Raw genomic sequence first — 15,585 nt, forward strand, 5'->3', positions numbered from 1 at the left:
AGCGAACAGGCCCACCTGGCCAAGATCCGCCAGACCATCGGCGAAGACGAAATCAGCGACGACATGGCGGACCTGCGGCTCTGACCCATGAAGGTCAGGCGCGGGCAGATGAAAACAAGAGCGGGAGTGCGGCGGCATGGCTGAGCGTCAGCACATCCCGGTGATGCTGAATGAAGCAGTGGAGGGACTCGCCGTGCGGGCAGGCGGGCGTTATCTCGATGGCACGTTTGGACGCGGCGGTCACGCTCGCGCCGTGCTGTCGCGCCTCGGTCCCGAGGGCCGCCTGCTGCTGATGGACCGCGACCCGCAGGCGATCGCCACCGCGCAGCGTGAATTCGCCGCTGATCCGCGCGTGTCGATCCGCCATGCGAATTTCTCCACGCTCGCGGAGTGGGGCGAAACGGCCGAAGGCCTCGATGGCGTGCTGCTCGACCTTGGCGTGTCCTCGCCGCAGCTGGATGAAGCCGCCCGCGGCTTCAGTTTCATGGCGGATGGCCCGCTCGACATGCGCATGGACCCCACGCAAGGCGAAAGCGCAGCGGATTTTCTCGCCCACGGCGATGAGCGCGAGATCGCCGATGTGTTGTGGATCTACGGTGAAGAGCGCTTCAGCCGCAAGATCGCCCGCGCCATCGTCGAGCATCGCGAAGACTCGTCCCTGACGCGCACCGGTGAACTCGCCGCGTTGGTGGAGCGAGTGGTCGGCCGCCGCGAGCCGGGCAAGCATCCCGCCACGCGTACGTTCCAGGCGCTGCGCATTCGCGTGAACCGCGAACTGGAGTCCGTGGAGCACGGACTCGATGCGGCGCTGGAACGGCTCAAGCCAGGCGGACGCCTGTCGGTGATCAGCTTCCATTCTCTGGAAGACCGTCTGGTGAAGCAATTCATCCGCGACCATTCCGGCCGTGTGCAAGGCAGCCGCCGTGGTCCGCCGGTGGCGGCGGCGCCCGCCAAGCTGGCCGCCGTTGGCAAGGCGCAGTTTCCTTCCGGCGCCGAGCAAGCCGCGAACCCGCGTGCGCGTTCGGCGGTGTTACGCGTGGCAGAGAAAGTGTCGCCGGAGCGCGGCGCATGAGGGCCGTGGGCATCTTCAGCCTGCTGGTGCTGCTGGCCGCCGTGCTGGTGAGCGCGATCGCCGTGGTGTGGACGCGCCACCAGAGCCGCACGCTGTTCGTGCAGCTCTCGCAACTGCAAAGCCAGCGCGATGAACTGAATATTGAATACGGCCGGCTCGAACTGGAGCAGGCGACCTGGGCCGAACCGCGCCGCATCGACAGTGAAGCGCGCACCAAGCTCGGCATGTTTACGCCGCGTCCGCAGGACGTGCAGCTGGTGCGGCAATGAACCGGCTGCCGCTGGCTTCGCCCAAATCCAGCTCGCGCCGCAAGGGTACTGGCCCCAGCACGCGGCGGCGCATGTTGCTGATCATCGGCGTGCTTGGCCTTGCCTCGGCAGGCTTGGTGGCGCGCGCGTTCGACCTGCAAGTGGTGCGCAAGCAGTTCTACCAGGATCAGGGCGACGCACGCTTTCTGCGCGTGGTGCCGATCGCCGTATCGCGCGGCACCATTTTCGATCGCAACGGCGAACCGTTGGCAGTATCCACGCCGATGGTGTCGATCACTTGCGTGCCGTCAGAAGTGCTCGACAACGCCGACCGCATTCCTGCGCTGGCCCAGGCGCTGGGCACCACGCCGGATGATTTGAAATCGTACCTGGAGCAACGTGCTGATCGCGACTTTGCCTATCTGCGCCGCCAGATGAGTCCGGAAGCGGCGCAGGGTGTGCTTGCGCTCGGCGTTCCCGGCGTCAACGGCCAGCGCGAGTACAAGCGCTATTACCCGTCCGGTGAAGTCACCGCGCACGTGCTCGGCTTCACCAATATTGACGACCATGGCCAGGAAGGCCTGGAACTCGCCTTCGACAACTGGCTGGCCGGCAAGCCGGGCGCCAAGCGCGTGATCCGCGATCGCATGGGCCGCATCGTCGAAGACGTGGAACAGGTGCATGCGCCGCAGCCGGGGCAGAACCTCACGCTCAGCATCGACCGCCGCATCCAGTTCCTGGCGTATAGCGAACTGAAAAAACAGCTGGACGACCTGGACGCCGACTCGGGTGAAATGGTGGTGCTGGACATCCACACCGGCGAGATTCTCGCCATGGTGAGCCTGCCTACCTACAACCCGAATGCCGTCACCGGCAGTCCAGCCTCGGCACGCCGCAACCGCACCGTGACCGACGTGGTCGAGCCCGGCTCGACCATGAAGACCTTCACCATGGCGGCGGCGCTTTCCAGCGGCAAGTACACGCCCACCTCGCCCCTGGTCGATACCGGCAACGGTCATTGGTACTTCATGGGCAAGGACATCCGCGACGTGGAGACCGGTGGCAATGGCGTGTTGACGCCGACCGGCGTGCTGACCAAGTCGAGCAATATCGGCGCGGCCAAGATCGGCCTGTCGCTGGATACCAAGTTCCTCTACGACACCTATCGCGCATTCGGTTTCGGCGAAAGCACGGGCAGCGGTTTTCCGGGCGAATCGGCCGGCCTGTTGCGTCCAGGCCGCAGTTGGCGCCCGATCGAAAAAGCCACCATGGCCTACGGCTATGGCCTCAACGTGACGCCGCTGCAATTGGCCGTCGCCTACGCCACGCTGGCGGATGGCGGCGTGATGCACACGCCCACCTTCATCAAGGGTGGCGAGGATGCGGGCAAGCAGATCATTTCACCGAACATCGCCCGCGAACTGGTGAACATGCTGGAGACTGTAACCGCGCCAGGCGGTTCGGCCACGCGTGCACAGATCGCCAACTACATCGTGGCCGGCAAGACCGGTACCGCGCATCTGGCATCGGGCGGCGGCTATGCCAAGAACAGCTACAACTCATTGTTCGCTGGCATCGTCCCGGCCACCGATCCGCGCCTGGTTGGCGTGGTGGTGATCAACAACCCGAAGAAAAACGCCTACTACGGCGGCGTGGTTTCCGCACCGGTATTCCAGAGCGTGATGTCGGGCGCGTTGCGCCTGCTCGACGTGCCGCCCGACAACATCGGGCGTTGGTACGTTGGCGGCCCGTTGCAGGCCGGCGGCGGATTGGCAGGCACCGCGCCACCGCAAAGTCCGCAGGACGATCAATCCGCCGTGGAGGCGGTCGAGCCATGAGCAGCCAGCGCCTCGATCACCTGCTGCAGGGCATTGCTGAAACGAAGGCCGCCGGGCCTGTCGTCGTTGCTGGCCTGGCGCTCGATTCGCGCAAGGTACAGCGCGGCGATGCGTTCTTCGCCTTGCGCGGTACGCGTGGGCACGGCATCGAGTTCGCGCACGGCGCGGTGCAGCGCGGCGCCAGCGTAGTGCTGGCCGAAGCGCCGGCACCGGCCGAGCTGGAAGATCCTGGCGTGCCGGTGTTGTGGATCGATGGCTTGCATGCCTTCGTCGGCGAAATCGCGTCACGCTTCTTCGGCCGGCCTTCGCAAGCCATGCGCGTGATCGGCGTCACCGGCACCAATGGCAAAACCTCGACGGTGCAACTGCTGGCGCAGGCGCTTGAGCATCTTGGCCATCGCGCCGCCACCATCGGCACGCTGGGCGCGGGCCTGCATGGCCAGTTGCGCGAAGGCGAACGCACCACGCCGGACGCGATTGCCGTACAGCAACTGTTCGCCGAATTCCGCCGCAATGGTGCCTCGCATGTGGCGATGGAAGTGTCCTCGCATGCGCTGGAGCAGGGGCGTGTCGCGGCAACGGCGTTCGAAGTTGCCGCGTTCACCAATCTCACGCGCGATCATCTCGACTACCACGGCAGCATGGAAGCCTATGGCGCCGCCAAGGCCAAGCTGTTCGTGTGGCCGGGACTCAAGGCTGCCGCCATCAATATCGATGATGCGTTTGGCCGCGAATTGGCGCGCAAGCTGCCGGCCGACGTACGCGCGTGGCAGTTGAGCAGTGCGGGGGATGCGCAAGCTGATATAGCGGCGAGCGATATCGTCACCTCGGCAGAAGGCGTGGCTTTCACGGTGCGCACGCCGTGGGGCGAACAGCCGATTCGCAGCCGCCTGCTAGGCCGTTTCAACGTGGCGAATCTGCTGGCGGTGATCGGCTGCCTTGCCGCGCTGGGCGAATCCTTTGCGCGCATCGTCAATGCGGTCGAAGCGCTGGAGCCCGTAAATGGGCGCATGAACCGAATCGGCGGCCTGGGTGGTGTGCCGCTGGTGGTGGTCGACTACGCCCATACGCCGGACGCGCTGGAGCAGGCGCTCAGGGCACTGCGTGCGCATTGCGATGCCAGCTTGATCTGCGTGTTCGGCTGCGGCGGAGAACGCGATGCAGGCAAGCGTCCGCAGATGGGCGAGATCGCCGAGCGACTGGCCGACGTCGCCATCGTCACCGACGACAACCCGCGCGGCGAAGACGGCGATGCGATCGTCGCACAGATTCTGGCCGGCATGACGCGGCCCCAGGCCGCCACCGTGCAGCGCGATCGCGAAGCTGCGATTCGCGCGGCGCTGGCGATAGCGCGTACCGGAGATGTGGTGTTGATTGCCGGCAAAGGCCACGAAACCTACCAGGAAGGCGCAGGCGGCAAGCGCGCGTTCGACGACATGGCGATAGCGCGCGTGGCGCTGGAGGCCCGCGCATGATGCGCCTTAGCGCCATTGCCATGTGGACACATGGACACATGCACGGTACCGACGCGGAAGTGGCCGGTGTCGCCATCGATACGCGCAAGGTGAAGCCGGGCGACCTGTTCGTCGCGTTCAAGGGCGAGCGCGTGGACGGCCACGACTATCTCGCCGATGCGAAAGCGCGCGGCGCCGTGGGCGCCCTGGTGGAACATCGCGTAGAGAGCGACCTGCCGCAGGTCGAAGTGAAGAGTTCCGAGCTGGCCCTGGGTGACCTGGCCAGTGCCGTGCGCGCGCAACGCAATGCGCGGGTGATCGGCATCACCGGTTCCAACGGCAAGACCACGGTGAAAATGCTCATCGCCTCGATCCTGTCCAGGCACGGGCGCACGCACGTGAGTATCGGCAGCTACAACAACGAAATCGGCCTGCCGCTCACGCTCTTGTCGATGCCGGAAGACACCGAATACGCCGTGCTCGAAATGGGCGCCGGCAAGCCGGGCGACATTGATTATCTTGCCGCCATCGCGCGGCCCGATATCGGCCTCGTGAACATCATCGCGCCCGCGCATCTTGAGCGGATGGGTACGATCGAGATGGTGGCGGAAACCAAGGGCGCGGTGTATCGCGCGCTGCCGGCGGACGGCGTGGCGATCATCAATGCCGACGATGCGTTCGCCAGCTTCTTCATGGGACTGGCAGGAGGGCGCCGCCTGCTGCGTTTTGGCCTGGACCACAAGGCCGACATCGGCGCGGAGATTCTGGAGCAGCGCGCCGATGGTTCGCATTTCGTACTGAGTACGCCGCATGGCGATGCCGACGTACAACTGCCGTTGCCCGGTCGCCATAACATCGCCAATGCTTTGGCCGCGAGCGCGATCGCGCTGGCACTGGATGTGCCGGTAGAGACCATCGTCGCCGGATTGGAACGGGCCGGTGCCGTCGAAGGCCGCTTGAAGCGCATCGACATGGCGAGCGGCTGGACGTTGATCGACGACAGCTACAACGCCAATCCGAGCTCGATGCATGCGGCCATCGATACGCTGGCGCTGGCCGCCGGCGAGCGCTGGCTGGTGCTAGGCGACATGGCTGAGTTGGGTTCGGAGGCACGCGCGCTGCATGCCGGCGTCGGTGCACATGCACGTGAAGGCGGCATCGATCGGCTGTTTGCCGTTGGCCCGTTGAGCACGGCTGCAGTCGATGCGTTCGGCGCGGGCGGCAAGCACTTTATCGACAAGGCGGCATTGATCGATGCGCTGCGCGCTGAGCTGCATGCCGGTGTCACTTGCCTGGTGAAAGGCTCTCACTCATCGGGCATGGAACAGGTCGTGGCTGCGCTCAAGAGCGGCGATTCAAAGGGGGGCGCGCATGCTGCTTGAACTGGCCGAATGGTTCGCACGGCATTTCGCCACGCCGCACCTGTTCCAGTACATCACCTTCCGCACGATCATGGCGGCGCTTACCGCCATGGCGATCTCGCTGCTGTTTGGCCCGGCGTTGATTCGCAAGCTGGCTGCGCTCAAGGCCGGCCAGGTGGTGCGCAAGGAAGGTCCGCAGACACATCTTTCAAAGGCCGGCACGCCCACCATGGGCGGGGTGATGATCCTGCTTTCGGTAGCGGTGGCTACGTTGCTGTGGGTGGACCTGAGCAATCGCTACGTGTGGTTGGTGTTGCTGGTGTTGATCTGCTATGGCGCGATCGGCTTCTACGACGATTACCGCAAGCTGGTGCTGAAGGACAGTCGCGGCCTTGCCTCGCGCTGGAAATATTTCTGGCAGTCGGTGTTCGGCATCGGCGCGGCGTGGTTCCTGTTCCACACGGCGAACATTCCGGCGGAGACCGCGCTATACGTCCCGGTGTTCAAGCATGTGGCGGTGCCGCTGGGCGCGTTCTTCATCGTGGTCGCCTACTTCATGATCGTGGGCTTCTCCAATGCGGTGAATCTCACCGACGGCCTGGATGGCCTGGCGATCATGCCGACCGTGCTGGTGTCGGGTGCGCTGGGTGTTTTTGCCTACCTCGCCGGCAATCGTGTGTTCTCCGAATACTTGGGGATTCCCTCGATCCCCGGCGCAGGCGAGCTGGCGATCTTCTGTGGCGCCCTGGCGGGTTCGGGTTTGGGATTCCTGTGGTTCAACACCTATCCCGCACAAGTGTTCATGGGTGACGTCGGCGCGCTCGCCATTGGTGCAGCGCTGGCCGCGATCGCGGTGATCGTGCGGCAGGAGATCGTGCTGCTGATCATGGGCGGCGTATTCGTGATGGAAACAGTGTCGGTGATGATGCAGGTCGCCAGCTTCAAGATGACCGGCAAGCGCATCTTCCGTATGGCGCCGATCCATCACCACTTCGAGTTGAAAGGCTGGCCCGAGCCACGGGTGATCGTGCGGTTCTGGATCATAAGCGTGGTGCTGGCGCTGATTGGTTTGGCGACGTTGAAGGTGCGCTGAGGCATGTTCGGTTTCGATACAACGCAAGCAAAGCGCCGGCAGGGCCCGCGCGGCAAGTTCGACTTGCCGCTGCTGGTGGCCCTGGTCGGTCTTGCCTGCGTGGGCGTCGTGATGGTGACGTCCAGCTCGATCGCCGTGGCCGACAGCTCGCATTTCGGCCAGTTCTACTACTTGAAGAAACACCTGCTGTTTCTCTCCATCGGTGCGGTGGCGGCAGGCATTGCCATGCGTACTGAGCTGAAAGAACTGGAAAAGCATGCGTTCTTCCTGATGCTGGTGGCTTTCATCATGTTGCTGGCGGTGTTCGTCCCGCACCTGGGCATGAAGATCAATGGCGCAAGGCGTTGGCTCAACCTGCTCATCACTTCGTTCCAGCCGGTCGAGGCAGTGAAGTTGATCCTGGTGGTGTATCTGGCCAGCTACCTGGTGCGTCACCGCGAAAGCATCGAGACGCGCTTCCTGGGCCTGATCAAGCCACTCGCCGTGTCGGGTGTCATGGTGCTGTTGTTGCTGGCCCAGCCCGACTTTGGTTCGGCCACCTTGATCATTGCGGTCACCCTCGCGATGGTGTGGTTGGGTGGTGCGCGGCCGATCTTCCTGTTCCTGATGGGGTTACCGTTGATGCCGCTGCTGGCGATCGCGGCGACCAGCGAAAGCTATCGCATGAAGCGGCTGACGTCGTTCATGAATCCATGGGCGCATCCGTTCGATGACGGTTTCCAGCTTACGCAGTCGCTAATGGCGGTCGGCCGCGGCGAATGGACCGGTGTGGGCCTGGGCTCGAGTGTATTGAAGCTGTCGTATCTGCCCGAAGCGCATACCGACTTCATCTTTGCCGTGATCGGCGAAGAGCTGGGCCTGGTCGGCATCGTTGCCGTAATGAGCTTGTTTGCGGTGGTCGTGTGGCGCGGTTTGTCGGTGGGGTTGAAGGGCGTGGAAATCGGCCAGCGCTTCGCGGGCTACATCGCCTTTGGCATCTCGTTGATGCTCGGCTTGCAAACCATGGTGTCGATTGGCGTGAACCTCGGTGCGCTGCCAACCAAGGGCCTGACCTTGCCGCTGATCAGTTATGGCGGTTCGTCGATCGCACTGACTTGTGCCATGGCCGGCGTGCTGCTGCGGGCGACGTTTGAAATCTACCGCGCACTCGATGCACGCCAGATGGCCACGCGCACACCGGCAGCAGCTGTGCCGGACGCGAATCCGAACAACGCGCGCGAGCGCGAGGCGGTGGCGGCGTGAACGCGCAAGCACCGGTGTTGATCATGGCCGGCGGAACCGGCGGACATATCTTTCCCGGCTTGGCCGTGGCTGAAACGCTGCGTGCGCAAGGCGTGCCGGTCGTATGGCTGGGGGCGGAAGGCGGCATGGAAACCAAGGTTGTGCCGGCGCATGGCATCGAGTTGCACGCGATTGCGGTAGGTGGTTTGCGCGGCAAGGCTTTGAAGACGCGTTTGCTCGCTCCGTGGATGCTGCTGCGTGCGTTGTTGTCGTCGCTGGTGGTATTGCATCGGCTGAAGCCGCGCAGCGTGCTGTCGATGGGCGGCTATGTGGCCGGCCCTGGCGGCGTGGCGGCGCGCCTGCTGCATCGTCCCTTGCTGGTGCACGAACAGAATCGCGTGGCGGGTTTCACCAACCGCAAGCTGGCGCAGCATGCGCGCCGGGTAATGGCCGGTTTCGCCGATGCGTTGCCGAATGCGGAGTGGGTGGGCAACCCCGTGCGTGGCGCGATCGCGTCGCTGCCGCTACCGGCACAGCGCATGGCTGAGCGCAGCGGCAAGCCGCGCTTGCTGGTGCTGGGTGGCAGCCTGGGTGCGCGTGCCTTGAACACTTCCGTGCCGCAAGCGCTGGCGCACATGGCTGCCGAACAGCGGCCGGAGGTGCTGCATCAATGCGGCAATCGCGGCATCGATGAAGCGCGCAAGGCGTACGCCGACGCCGGCGTGGAAGCGCGCATCGTGCCGTTCATCGACGACATGGCCGGTACCTATGCGTGGGCGGATCTCGCCGTATGCCGCGCCGGTGCACTGACCTTGGCCGAACTGACCGCGTGTGGGCTGGGTGCCGTGCTGGTGCCGTTCCCGCATGCGGTGGACGACCACCAGACCCGCAACGCCGAAGCGCTGGTCGCGGCGGGTGCTGCCGAATTGATCCAGGAACGTGATTTGAAGACGAATGATTTGGCGCAGCGCCTGACGGCGTTGCTGGGCAATCGCGCCAAGCTGCTGGCGATGGCGGAATCCGCGCGCAGCTTGGCGAAGCCGGATGCTGCCGCGGATATTGCACGCGCCTGCGTGGAGGTGGCCGCATGACGCCGCGTCGCCTGCTTGCACATGAAGACCTGATGAGCACCTTTCGCCGCGTGCACTTCATCGGCATCGGTGGCGTGGGCATGAGCGGCATCGCCGAAGTGCTGCACAACCTCGGCTATGCCGTGTCCGGCTCGGATCGCAGCGAATCGCCGACCGCGCAGCGTTTGCGCGAGCTTGGCATCGACGTGCGTATCGGCCATGCCGCGGCGCATATCGGCGATGCCGATGTCGTGGTGACTTCCAGCGCGATCAAGGCCGACAACCCGGAACTCGTTGCTGCGCGCGAAGCACGCATTCCGGTGATCCCGCGCGCGGAAATGCTGGGTGAGCTGATGCGCTTCCGGCGCGGCATCGCCATTGCCGGAACGCATGGCAAAACCACCACGACCAGCCTCGCCGCCAGCGTGCTGGCCGAAGCCAACTACGATCCGACGTTCGTGATCGGCGGCCAGCTCAATGCGGCCGGTGCGAATGCGCGGCTGGGTACCGGCCAATATCTCGTGGCGGAAGCGGACGAATCGGATGGTTCGTTCCTGCTGCTGTCGCCGGTGATCGCCGTCGTCACCAATATCGATGCCGATCACCTGGAGAATTACCACGGCGATTTCGCGCTGGTGCGCAAGGCATTTTCGGATTTCCTGCATCGCTTGCCGTTCTACGGGCTGGCCGTGCTATGCGTGGACGATCCGGAAGTGGCAGAGCTGGCCAAGATCACCGCACGCCGCGTGATGACCTACGGCATCGAGGCGTCGCATGCCGACGTGCGTGCCGCCAACGTGCGGCAGCAAGGTTTCGAAATGCACTTCGACCTGTTGCTGCCGGGCGTCGACAACCCGATCCCGGTCACGCTCAATTTGCCCGGGCGGCATAACGTGCTCAACGCGCTGGCTGCCGCGTCGATCGGTTGGCAGCTCGGGGTGGAAGCCGATGCCATCGCGCACGCGCTGAAGCATTTCCAAGGTGTGGGCCGCCGCTTCCATCGCCGCGGCGAGATCGCCATCGACCACGGCAAGGTGATGCTGGTCGACGACTATGGCCATCACCCCCGCGAGCTTGCTGCCGTGTTTGCAGCGGCGCGCGGTGGTTGGCCGGAGCGTCGCCTGGTGGTGGGCTTCCAGCCGCATCGCTACAGCCGCACGCGCGATCTGCTTGACGACTTTGCCAACGTGCTGGCGGAAGCCGATGTGCTGGTGCTTACCGAGGTTTATCCAGCCGGTGAATCACCGATTGCCGGCGCGGACGGTCGGGCCTTGGCGCGCGCCGTGCGCGCACGCGGAAAAGTCGATCCGGTCCTGATCAGCCATCCGCGCGAGTTGAAAGACACCTTGCCGACGTTGCTCCGCGATGGCGATCTGCTGTTGCTGCTTGGTGCCGGCGACATCGGCGCTGCGGCCGTGGAGCTGGGAAAAGCAGGCCATTTGAGGACGAGCGAGACATGAGAAACGTCAACGATCCCGCCCAATTCGGCCGCGTCGCCGTGGTAATGGGCGGCAGCTCGGCCGAGCGCGAGGTGTCGCTCGACTCCGGCCGCAACGTGCTGGAGGCGTTGAAGGCGCGCGGTGTGGACGCGCAAGCGATCGACGGCATTCCGGCGCTGCTGGATGCATTGCGCGCCGGTCACTTCGCACGCGTGTTCAACATTCTTCATGGCCAGCATGGCGGTGGCGAGGATGGCGTGCTGCAAGGCGCGCTGGAATCGCTGCATATCCCCTATACCGGTTCGGGCGTGCTGGGTTCGGCGCTGTCGATGGACAAGACGCGTTCCAAGCGTGTGTGGCAGTCACTAGGTTTGCCGACGCCAAAATTCGTGGCGTTGCCGCGTGGCGCCGACGTGAATGCGGCGGCGAAAGAGATCGGCTTTCCGTTGATCGTGAAGCCCGCTTGCGAAGGTTCCAGCGTGGGCGTGACGCGCGTGTTCGAAGAAAAGGACCTGGATGCCGCCGTGGCGCTGGCCGAGAAGTATCCCGGCGACTTGCTGATGGAGATGCTGGTCGAGGGCGACGAGCTGACGGTCGGCGTGCTTGGCCGCCAGGTATTGCCGAGCATCCACATCGTGCCGAAGGGCGCTTTCTACGATTACAACGCCAAGTACGTCGCCGAAGACACGCGCTACATCTGTCCGGGCCTGGAAGGCGAGGCCGAAGCATCGTTGCGCGCACTCGCACTGGAAGCCTTCGATGCGCTGGGTTGTTTCGGCTGGGGGCGTGTCGACGTGATGCGCGATCGCCAAGGCCGCAACTGGCTGCTGGAAGTGAACACCGCGCCGGGTATGACCTCGCACTCGCTGGTGCCGAAGGCGGCTGCCGTAGCGGGCATCGATTACCAGGAATTGTGCTGGCGCGTGCTGGAAACCAGTTTCAGGGAGGAGCAATGAGGGGAAGCATTCGCCTCGTCGCCTGGTTGCTGGCCATTGCCTTGGTGGTCACGCCTATCGCTGGCGTGTTGAGCGGCTGGTTTGCCGCCGACCGCTGGCCGGTCACCCAGCTGACCGTGCAGGCCGAGTTCAAGCACGTGAGCGCGGAACAGATCCGCGCCGCCGTACAGCCGCGCCTGGGCAAGGGCTTCTTCGCCTTGAATCTCGACGGCGTGCAAAAGGCCGTCGCCGCGTTGCCGTGGGTGGAATCGGTGGAGGCGAGCAAGCGCTGGCCGGACACCTTGCTGCTGCGCGTGTATGAGCGCCAGCCATTTGCGCGCTGGAACAGCCATCAACTGATCAGCCGCGAAGGCAAGGTATTCACCGTGCCGGACGCGGCTGACTACGACCAGCTTCCCGATCTGCATGGACCGGATGACCACCTCGCCGAAGTGGTGAGTTTCTTTGCCGATGTGCAGAAGGCCTTCACCGGCACGCACTTGAGGATCATTGGAGTGACGTTGACCGAGCGCGGCAGCTGGAGCGTGAGCACCGATACCGGCGCGCAGATCGTGATTGGCGATCGCAACCAGGCCGGCGGTCGCCTGCGTCGCTTCCTGGACGTGTATCCCCAGGTTGCCGCAGGGCACTCGCAGAGTTTCGAGTACGCCGACCTTCGTTATACCAACGGCTTTGCCGTGAAATGGCCGCAAGTGACGGCCGCCCCGACTGCCGGAGGCACGCCACGCACATGAAAGGCAAAAACGAAAAGCAATTGGTAGTCGGCCTGGATATCGGCACCTCGAAAGTGGTGGCGATCGTGGGCGAGTACGAGCCGGGCGAACCGATCGAGGTGATCGGCATCGGCTCGCACGTCTCGCGCGGCATGAAGCGGGGTTCGGTGGTGGATATCGAATCGACCGTGCACTCGATCCAGCGCGCGGTGGAAGAGGCCGAGCTGATGGCCGGCTGCGATATCCGCTCGGTGTATGCCTCGATTTCCGGCAGCCATCTGGAAACGCGCAACTCCCACGGCACGGCGGCGATCCGCGATCGCGAAGTCGCACCGGGCGATCTCGACCAGGTGCTGGAAGCGGCGAGCGCGGTGGCGATCCCGGCAGACCGCAAGGTCCTATATAAGGAGTCGCAGGAGTACCGCATCGACGGCCAGGACGGCATCCGCTCGCCAGTGGGCATGAGCGGCGTGAGGCTGGAGGCTTCCGTGCATCTGGTGACCGGCGCGGCGGCGGCGGTGCAGAACATCAGCAAGTGCATCCAGCGCTGCGGTCTTTCGGTCGACGAACTGGTGCCCTCGGCGGTGGCGAGCGCGAAATCGGTGCTCACCGATGATGAGCGCGAGCTGGGCGTGTGCCTGGTCGACATCGGAGCGGGAACCACCGATATCGCGATCTATACGCAAGGCGCGATCCGCTACACCAAGTCGCTGCCGGTGGGTGGCGACCAGGTGACCAACGACATCGCGTATGGCGTGCATACGCCGACCGCGCATGCCGAGGAAATCAAGATCAAGTACGCCTGTGCGCTGGCGCAGCTTGCGCATGCGGAAGAAACCATCCAGGTGCCGAGCGTGGGCGATCGTCCGCCGCGCCGGCTGGCGCGCCAGTCGCTCGCGCAGAGCGTGCAGGCGCGCTACGAGGAAATCTTCGAAATGGTGCAGGACGAATTGCGCCGTTCCGGTTACGACAGCCTGGTCGCCGCGGGTGTGGTGCTTACCGGTGGCGCATCGCGCATGGAAGGTGCGCTGGAGCTGGCCGAGGAGATCTTCCACAAGATGGTGCGCATCGGCGTGCCGCAGCACGTGGTCGGGCTCGGCGAAGTGATCGCCAATCCGCTGCATTCCACCGGCGTGGGTTTGTTGTTGCATGGCGCGCGTAACGGCGGCATGCGAGCAAGTGGCCCGGCCGGCGGCAGCGTCGGCGGCCTGGTCGATAAATTGCGTAGTTGGATCACCAAGAATTTCTAGAAACGAAGGGTCAGGCGGTGCAGGAGGCGCAGCCCGGGCGAATGGAGGTTCGCTCACCACTGCGGGAAGACAGGAGTCGACCCGTGGTTACAACGACAACGAAGCTCTACGGAGGACGGGAAATGTTTGAACTGGTCGAAAAACTGGCACCCAATGCGGTGATCAAAGTCATTGGCGTGGGCGGCGGCGGCGGCAACGCGGTTGCGCACATGCTCAACTCCAACATCGAAGGCGTGGATTTCGTGGTGTGCAACACGGATGCACAGGCGATGAAGGGCTGCGGCGGACGCATGCACCTGCAATTGGGTGCCAACGTCACCAAGGGCCTGGGTGCGGGCGCCAATCCGGAAGTCGGCCGTCAGGCTGCGCTGGAAGATCGCGAACGCATCGAGGAAATGCTCGAAGGCGCGGACATGGTGTTCATTACCGCCGGCATGGGCGGTGGCACCGGCACGGGCGCGGCCCCGGTCGTTGCCCAGCTGGCCAAAGAGAAGGGCATTCTGACGGTTGCTGTGGTGACGAAGCCGTTTCCGTTTGAAGGCCGACGCCGCATGCAGGTCGCGCTGAAGGGTATCGAAGACCTGTCGCAGCATGTCGACTCGCTGATCACGGTGCCGAACGAGAAGCTGCTCTCGGTACTGGGTCGGGAAGTGACGCTGCTCAATGCCTTCAAGGCTGCCAACGACGTGTTGCAGGGCGCCGTGCAAGGCATCGCCGACCTGATCACGGCGCCTGGCCTGATCAACGTCGATTTCGCCGATGTGCGTACAGTGATGAGTGAAATGGGTCTGTCGATGATGGGCTCGGGCACCGCTCGCGGCGACGACCGCGCACAGGCGGCGGCGGAAGCGGCCATCAACAACCCGCTGCTGGAAGACGTCAACCTCAATGGCGCCTGCGGCATCCTGGTGAACGTCACCGCCGGCCCGAACCTGACCATGCGCGAGTTCGATGAGATCGGTCGCATCATCCACGACTTCGCCAGCGAAGACGCCACGGTGGTGATCGGCACCTCGCTGGACCCGGAAATGCAGGACGATGTGCGCGTGACGGTAGTAGCTACCGGCCTCAACCGCGCGGCCGCTCGCCAACCGGTGCAGCGCGTCGCCGCCAGCCAGGTGGAAATGCGCCAGCGTCCGCGTCCGATGGTGTTGCGCACCGGCACGGGCAACGAAGTGGTCGACTATGCGCACCCAGAAGTGGTGGCGAGCAATCCACGCGGTAGCGAAGGTCCGGCCAAGAGCGCCGATCCAGGCTTTGACTACCTGGATATTCCCGCCTTTTTGCGCCGCCAGGCGGACTAATCAGGCGAGGAACGCATCAAAAAATGTGAAAAAGTGTGAAGGGCATGAACTAACGACGCATTAACTTGTCAGTGTTCCCTGTGCCGGGACAGAAGGGTATTCTTTCTGTCTGCTACCTTTCGTGACCGACTTTCGGTAGCGAAAAGGGGACATCTGATGTCGGCTGGCGTCGCGTTCGTGCGTGGAATGCGATTGGCGGTGCGAATTTAAGGATGGCGCACGATTGGCTGGTGTGGGGGCGGTATCCCGCGCCGCTAGTCCAGACTCCCGTTGCCGGATCTTCCCGTCCCCGGCGCGGGGGGCTGTGTCGAATCGCAAGTGCTTGATTTGCCTATAGTGCTTGCAGCATCGGGATGCGAATGAATCGCATTATTTGATGAAAGGAAAATGAAGGATTGTCCGTTCAATACGGTACGGTTTGTTTTTCCGCAGGTTAAGACTGTGTTAGCATCCCAGCTCGAATTGGCTGCTGCCCCTATAGGTACCCAATAAATGATTAAGCAGCGTACGTTGAAGAACATCATTCGTGCCACCGGCGTCGGTCTGCATACCGGCGACAAGGTCTA

At 64.1% G+C, this 15,585-nt stretch carries 13 protein-coding genes and 1 pseudogene; all 14 read left to right on the forward strand.

Translation table 11 applies throughout. The features are described 5' to 3' along the window. Window positions 1-84, forward strand: a pseudogene (locus V7M64_RS21020) (cell division/cell wall cluster transcriptional repressor MraZ); the annotation flags it as partial. 52 nt (window positions 85-136) lie between these two features. Further along, the gene (gene rsmH / locus V7M64_RS21025) at window positions 137-1,072 is read left to right on the forward strand and encodes a 16S rRNA (cytosine(1402)-N(4))-methyltransferase RsmH (protein ID WP_333682003.1); all 936 of its coding nucleotides are present in this window, start codon (window positions 137-139) and stop codon (window positions 1,070-1,072) included. Then, window positions 1,069-1,341 carry a cell division protein FtsL gene (gene ftsL, locus V7M64_RS21030; protein ID WP_333682004.1) on the forward strand — a complete coding sequence of 91 codons (273 nt, stop codon included), beginning with the start codon at window positions 1,069-1,071 and terminating at the stop codon, window positions 1,339-1,341. Before rsmH ends, ftsL begins: the two co-directional genes overlap by 4 nt. Beyond that, complete coding sequence (locus V7M64_RS21035; protein ID WP_333682006.1) at window positions 1,338-3,158, forward strand: penicillin-binding protein 2; 1,821 nt, start codon at window positions 1,338-1,340, stop codon at window positions 3,156-3,158. The genes ftsL and V7M64_RS21035 overlap by 4 nt, the downstream gene beginning before the upstream one ends. Continuing rightward, window positions 3,155-4,633 (forward strand): UDP-N-acetylmuramoyl-L-alanyl-D-glutamate--2,6-diaminopimelate ligase, encoded by a 1,479-nt coding sequence (locus tag V7M64_RS21040; protein WP_333682008.1) that lies wholly within the window; start codon window positions 3,155-3,157, stop codon window positions 4,631-4,633. The genes V7M64_RS21035 and V7M64_RS21040 overlap by 4 nt, the downstream gene beginning before the upstream one ends. Beyond that, the gene (murF, locus tag V7M64_RS21045; protein ID WP_333682010.1) at window positions 4,630-5,994 is read left to right on the forward strand and encodes a UDP-N-acetylmuramoyl-tripeptide--D-alanyl-D-alanine ligase; all 1,365 of its coding nucleotides are present in this window, start codon (window positions 4,630-4,632) and stop codon (window positions 5,992-5,994) included. Before V7M64_RS21040 ends, murF begins: the two co-directional genes overlap by 4 nt. Beyond that, window positions 5,984-7,066 (forward strand): phospho-N-acetylmuramoyl-pentapeptide-transferase, encoded by a 1,083-nt coding sequence (mraY, locus tag V7M64_RS21050; RefSeq protein ID WP_333682011.1) that lies wholly within the window; start codon window positions 5,984-5,986, stop codon window positions 7,064-7,066. Before murF ends, mraY begins: the two co-directional genes overlap by 11 nt. 3 nt (window positions 7,067-7,069) lie before the next feature. Next, window positions 7,070-8,308 (forward strand): putative lipid II flippase FtsW, encoded by a 1,239-nt coding sequence (gene ftsW / locus V7M64_RS21055; protein WP_333682012.1) that lies wholly within the window; start codon window positions 7,070-7,072, stop codon window positions 8,306-8,308. After that, the gene (murG, locus tag V7M64_RS21060; protein ID WP_333682014.1) at window positions 8,305-9,378 is read left to right on the forward strand and encodes an undecaprenyldiphospho-muramoylpentapeptide beta-N-acetylglucosaminyltransferase; all 1,074 of its coding nucleotides are present in this window, start codon (window positions 8,305-8,307) and stop codon (window positions 9,376-9,378) included. The genes ftsW and murG overlap by 4 nt, the downstream gene beginning before the upstream one ends. Then, on the forward strand, window positions 9,375-10,817 hold the full coding sequence (gene murC, locus V7M64_RS21065) for a UDP-N-acetylmuramate--L-alanine ligase (protein WP_333682015.1): 1,443 nt from the start codon (window positions 9,375-9,377) through the stop codon (window positions 10,815-10,817). Before murG ends, murC begins: the two co-directional genes overlap by 4 nt. Next, window positions 10,814-11,752 carry a D-alanine--D-alanine ligase gene (locus V7M64_RS21070; RefSeq protein ID WP_333682016.1) on the forward strand — a complete coding sequence of 313 codons (939 nt, stop codon included), beginning with the start codon at window positions 10,814-10,816 and terminating at the stop codon, window positions 11,750-11,752. Before murC ends, V7M64_RS21070 begins: the two co-directional genes overlap by 4 nt. After that, on the forward strand, window positions 11,749-12,486 hold the full coding sequence (locus V7M64_RS21075) for a cell division protein FtsQ/DivIB (protein WP_333682018.1): 738 nt from the start codon (window positions 11,749-11,751) through the stop codon (window positions 12,484-12,486). Before V7M64_RS21070 ends, V7M64_RS21075 begins: the two co-directional genes overlap by 4 nt. Beyond that, window positions 12,483-13,715 carry a cell division protein FtsA gene (ftsA, locus tag V7M64_RS21080; protein ID WP_333682019.1) on the forward strand — a complete coding sequence of 411 codons (1,233 nt, stop codon included), beginning with the start codon at window positions 12,483-12,485 and terminating at the stop codon, window positions 13,713-13,715. The genes V7M64_RS21075 and ftsA overlap by 4 nt, the downstream gene beginning before the upstream one ends. 122 nt (window positions 13,716-13,837) lie before the next feature. Continuing rightward, window positions 13,838-15,019, forward strand: a complete 1,182-nt coding sequence (gene ftsZ / locus V7M64_RS21085) for a cell division protein FtsZ (protein WP_333682021.1) — start codon at window positions 13,838-13,840, stop codon at window positions 15,017-15,019. Window positions 15,020-15,585: the final 566 nt, after the last annotated feature.

Origin of the sequence: Dyella sp., assembly GCF_036746095.1 — a bacterium.
In the GTDB taxonomy this organism is placed as follows: Bacteria; Pseudomonadota; Gammaproteobacteria; order Xanthomonadales; family Rhodanobacteraceae; genus Dyella_B.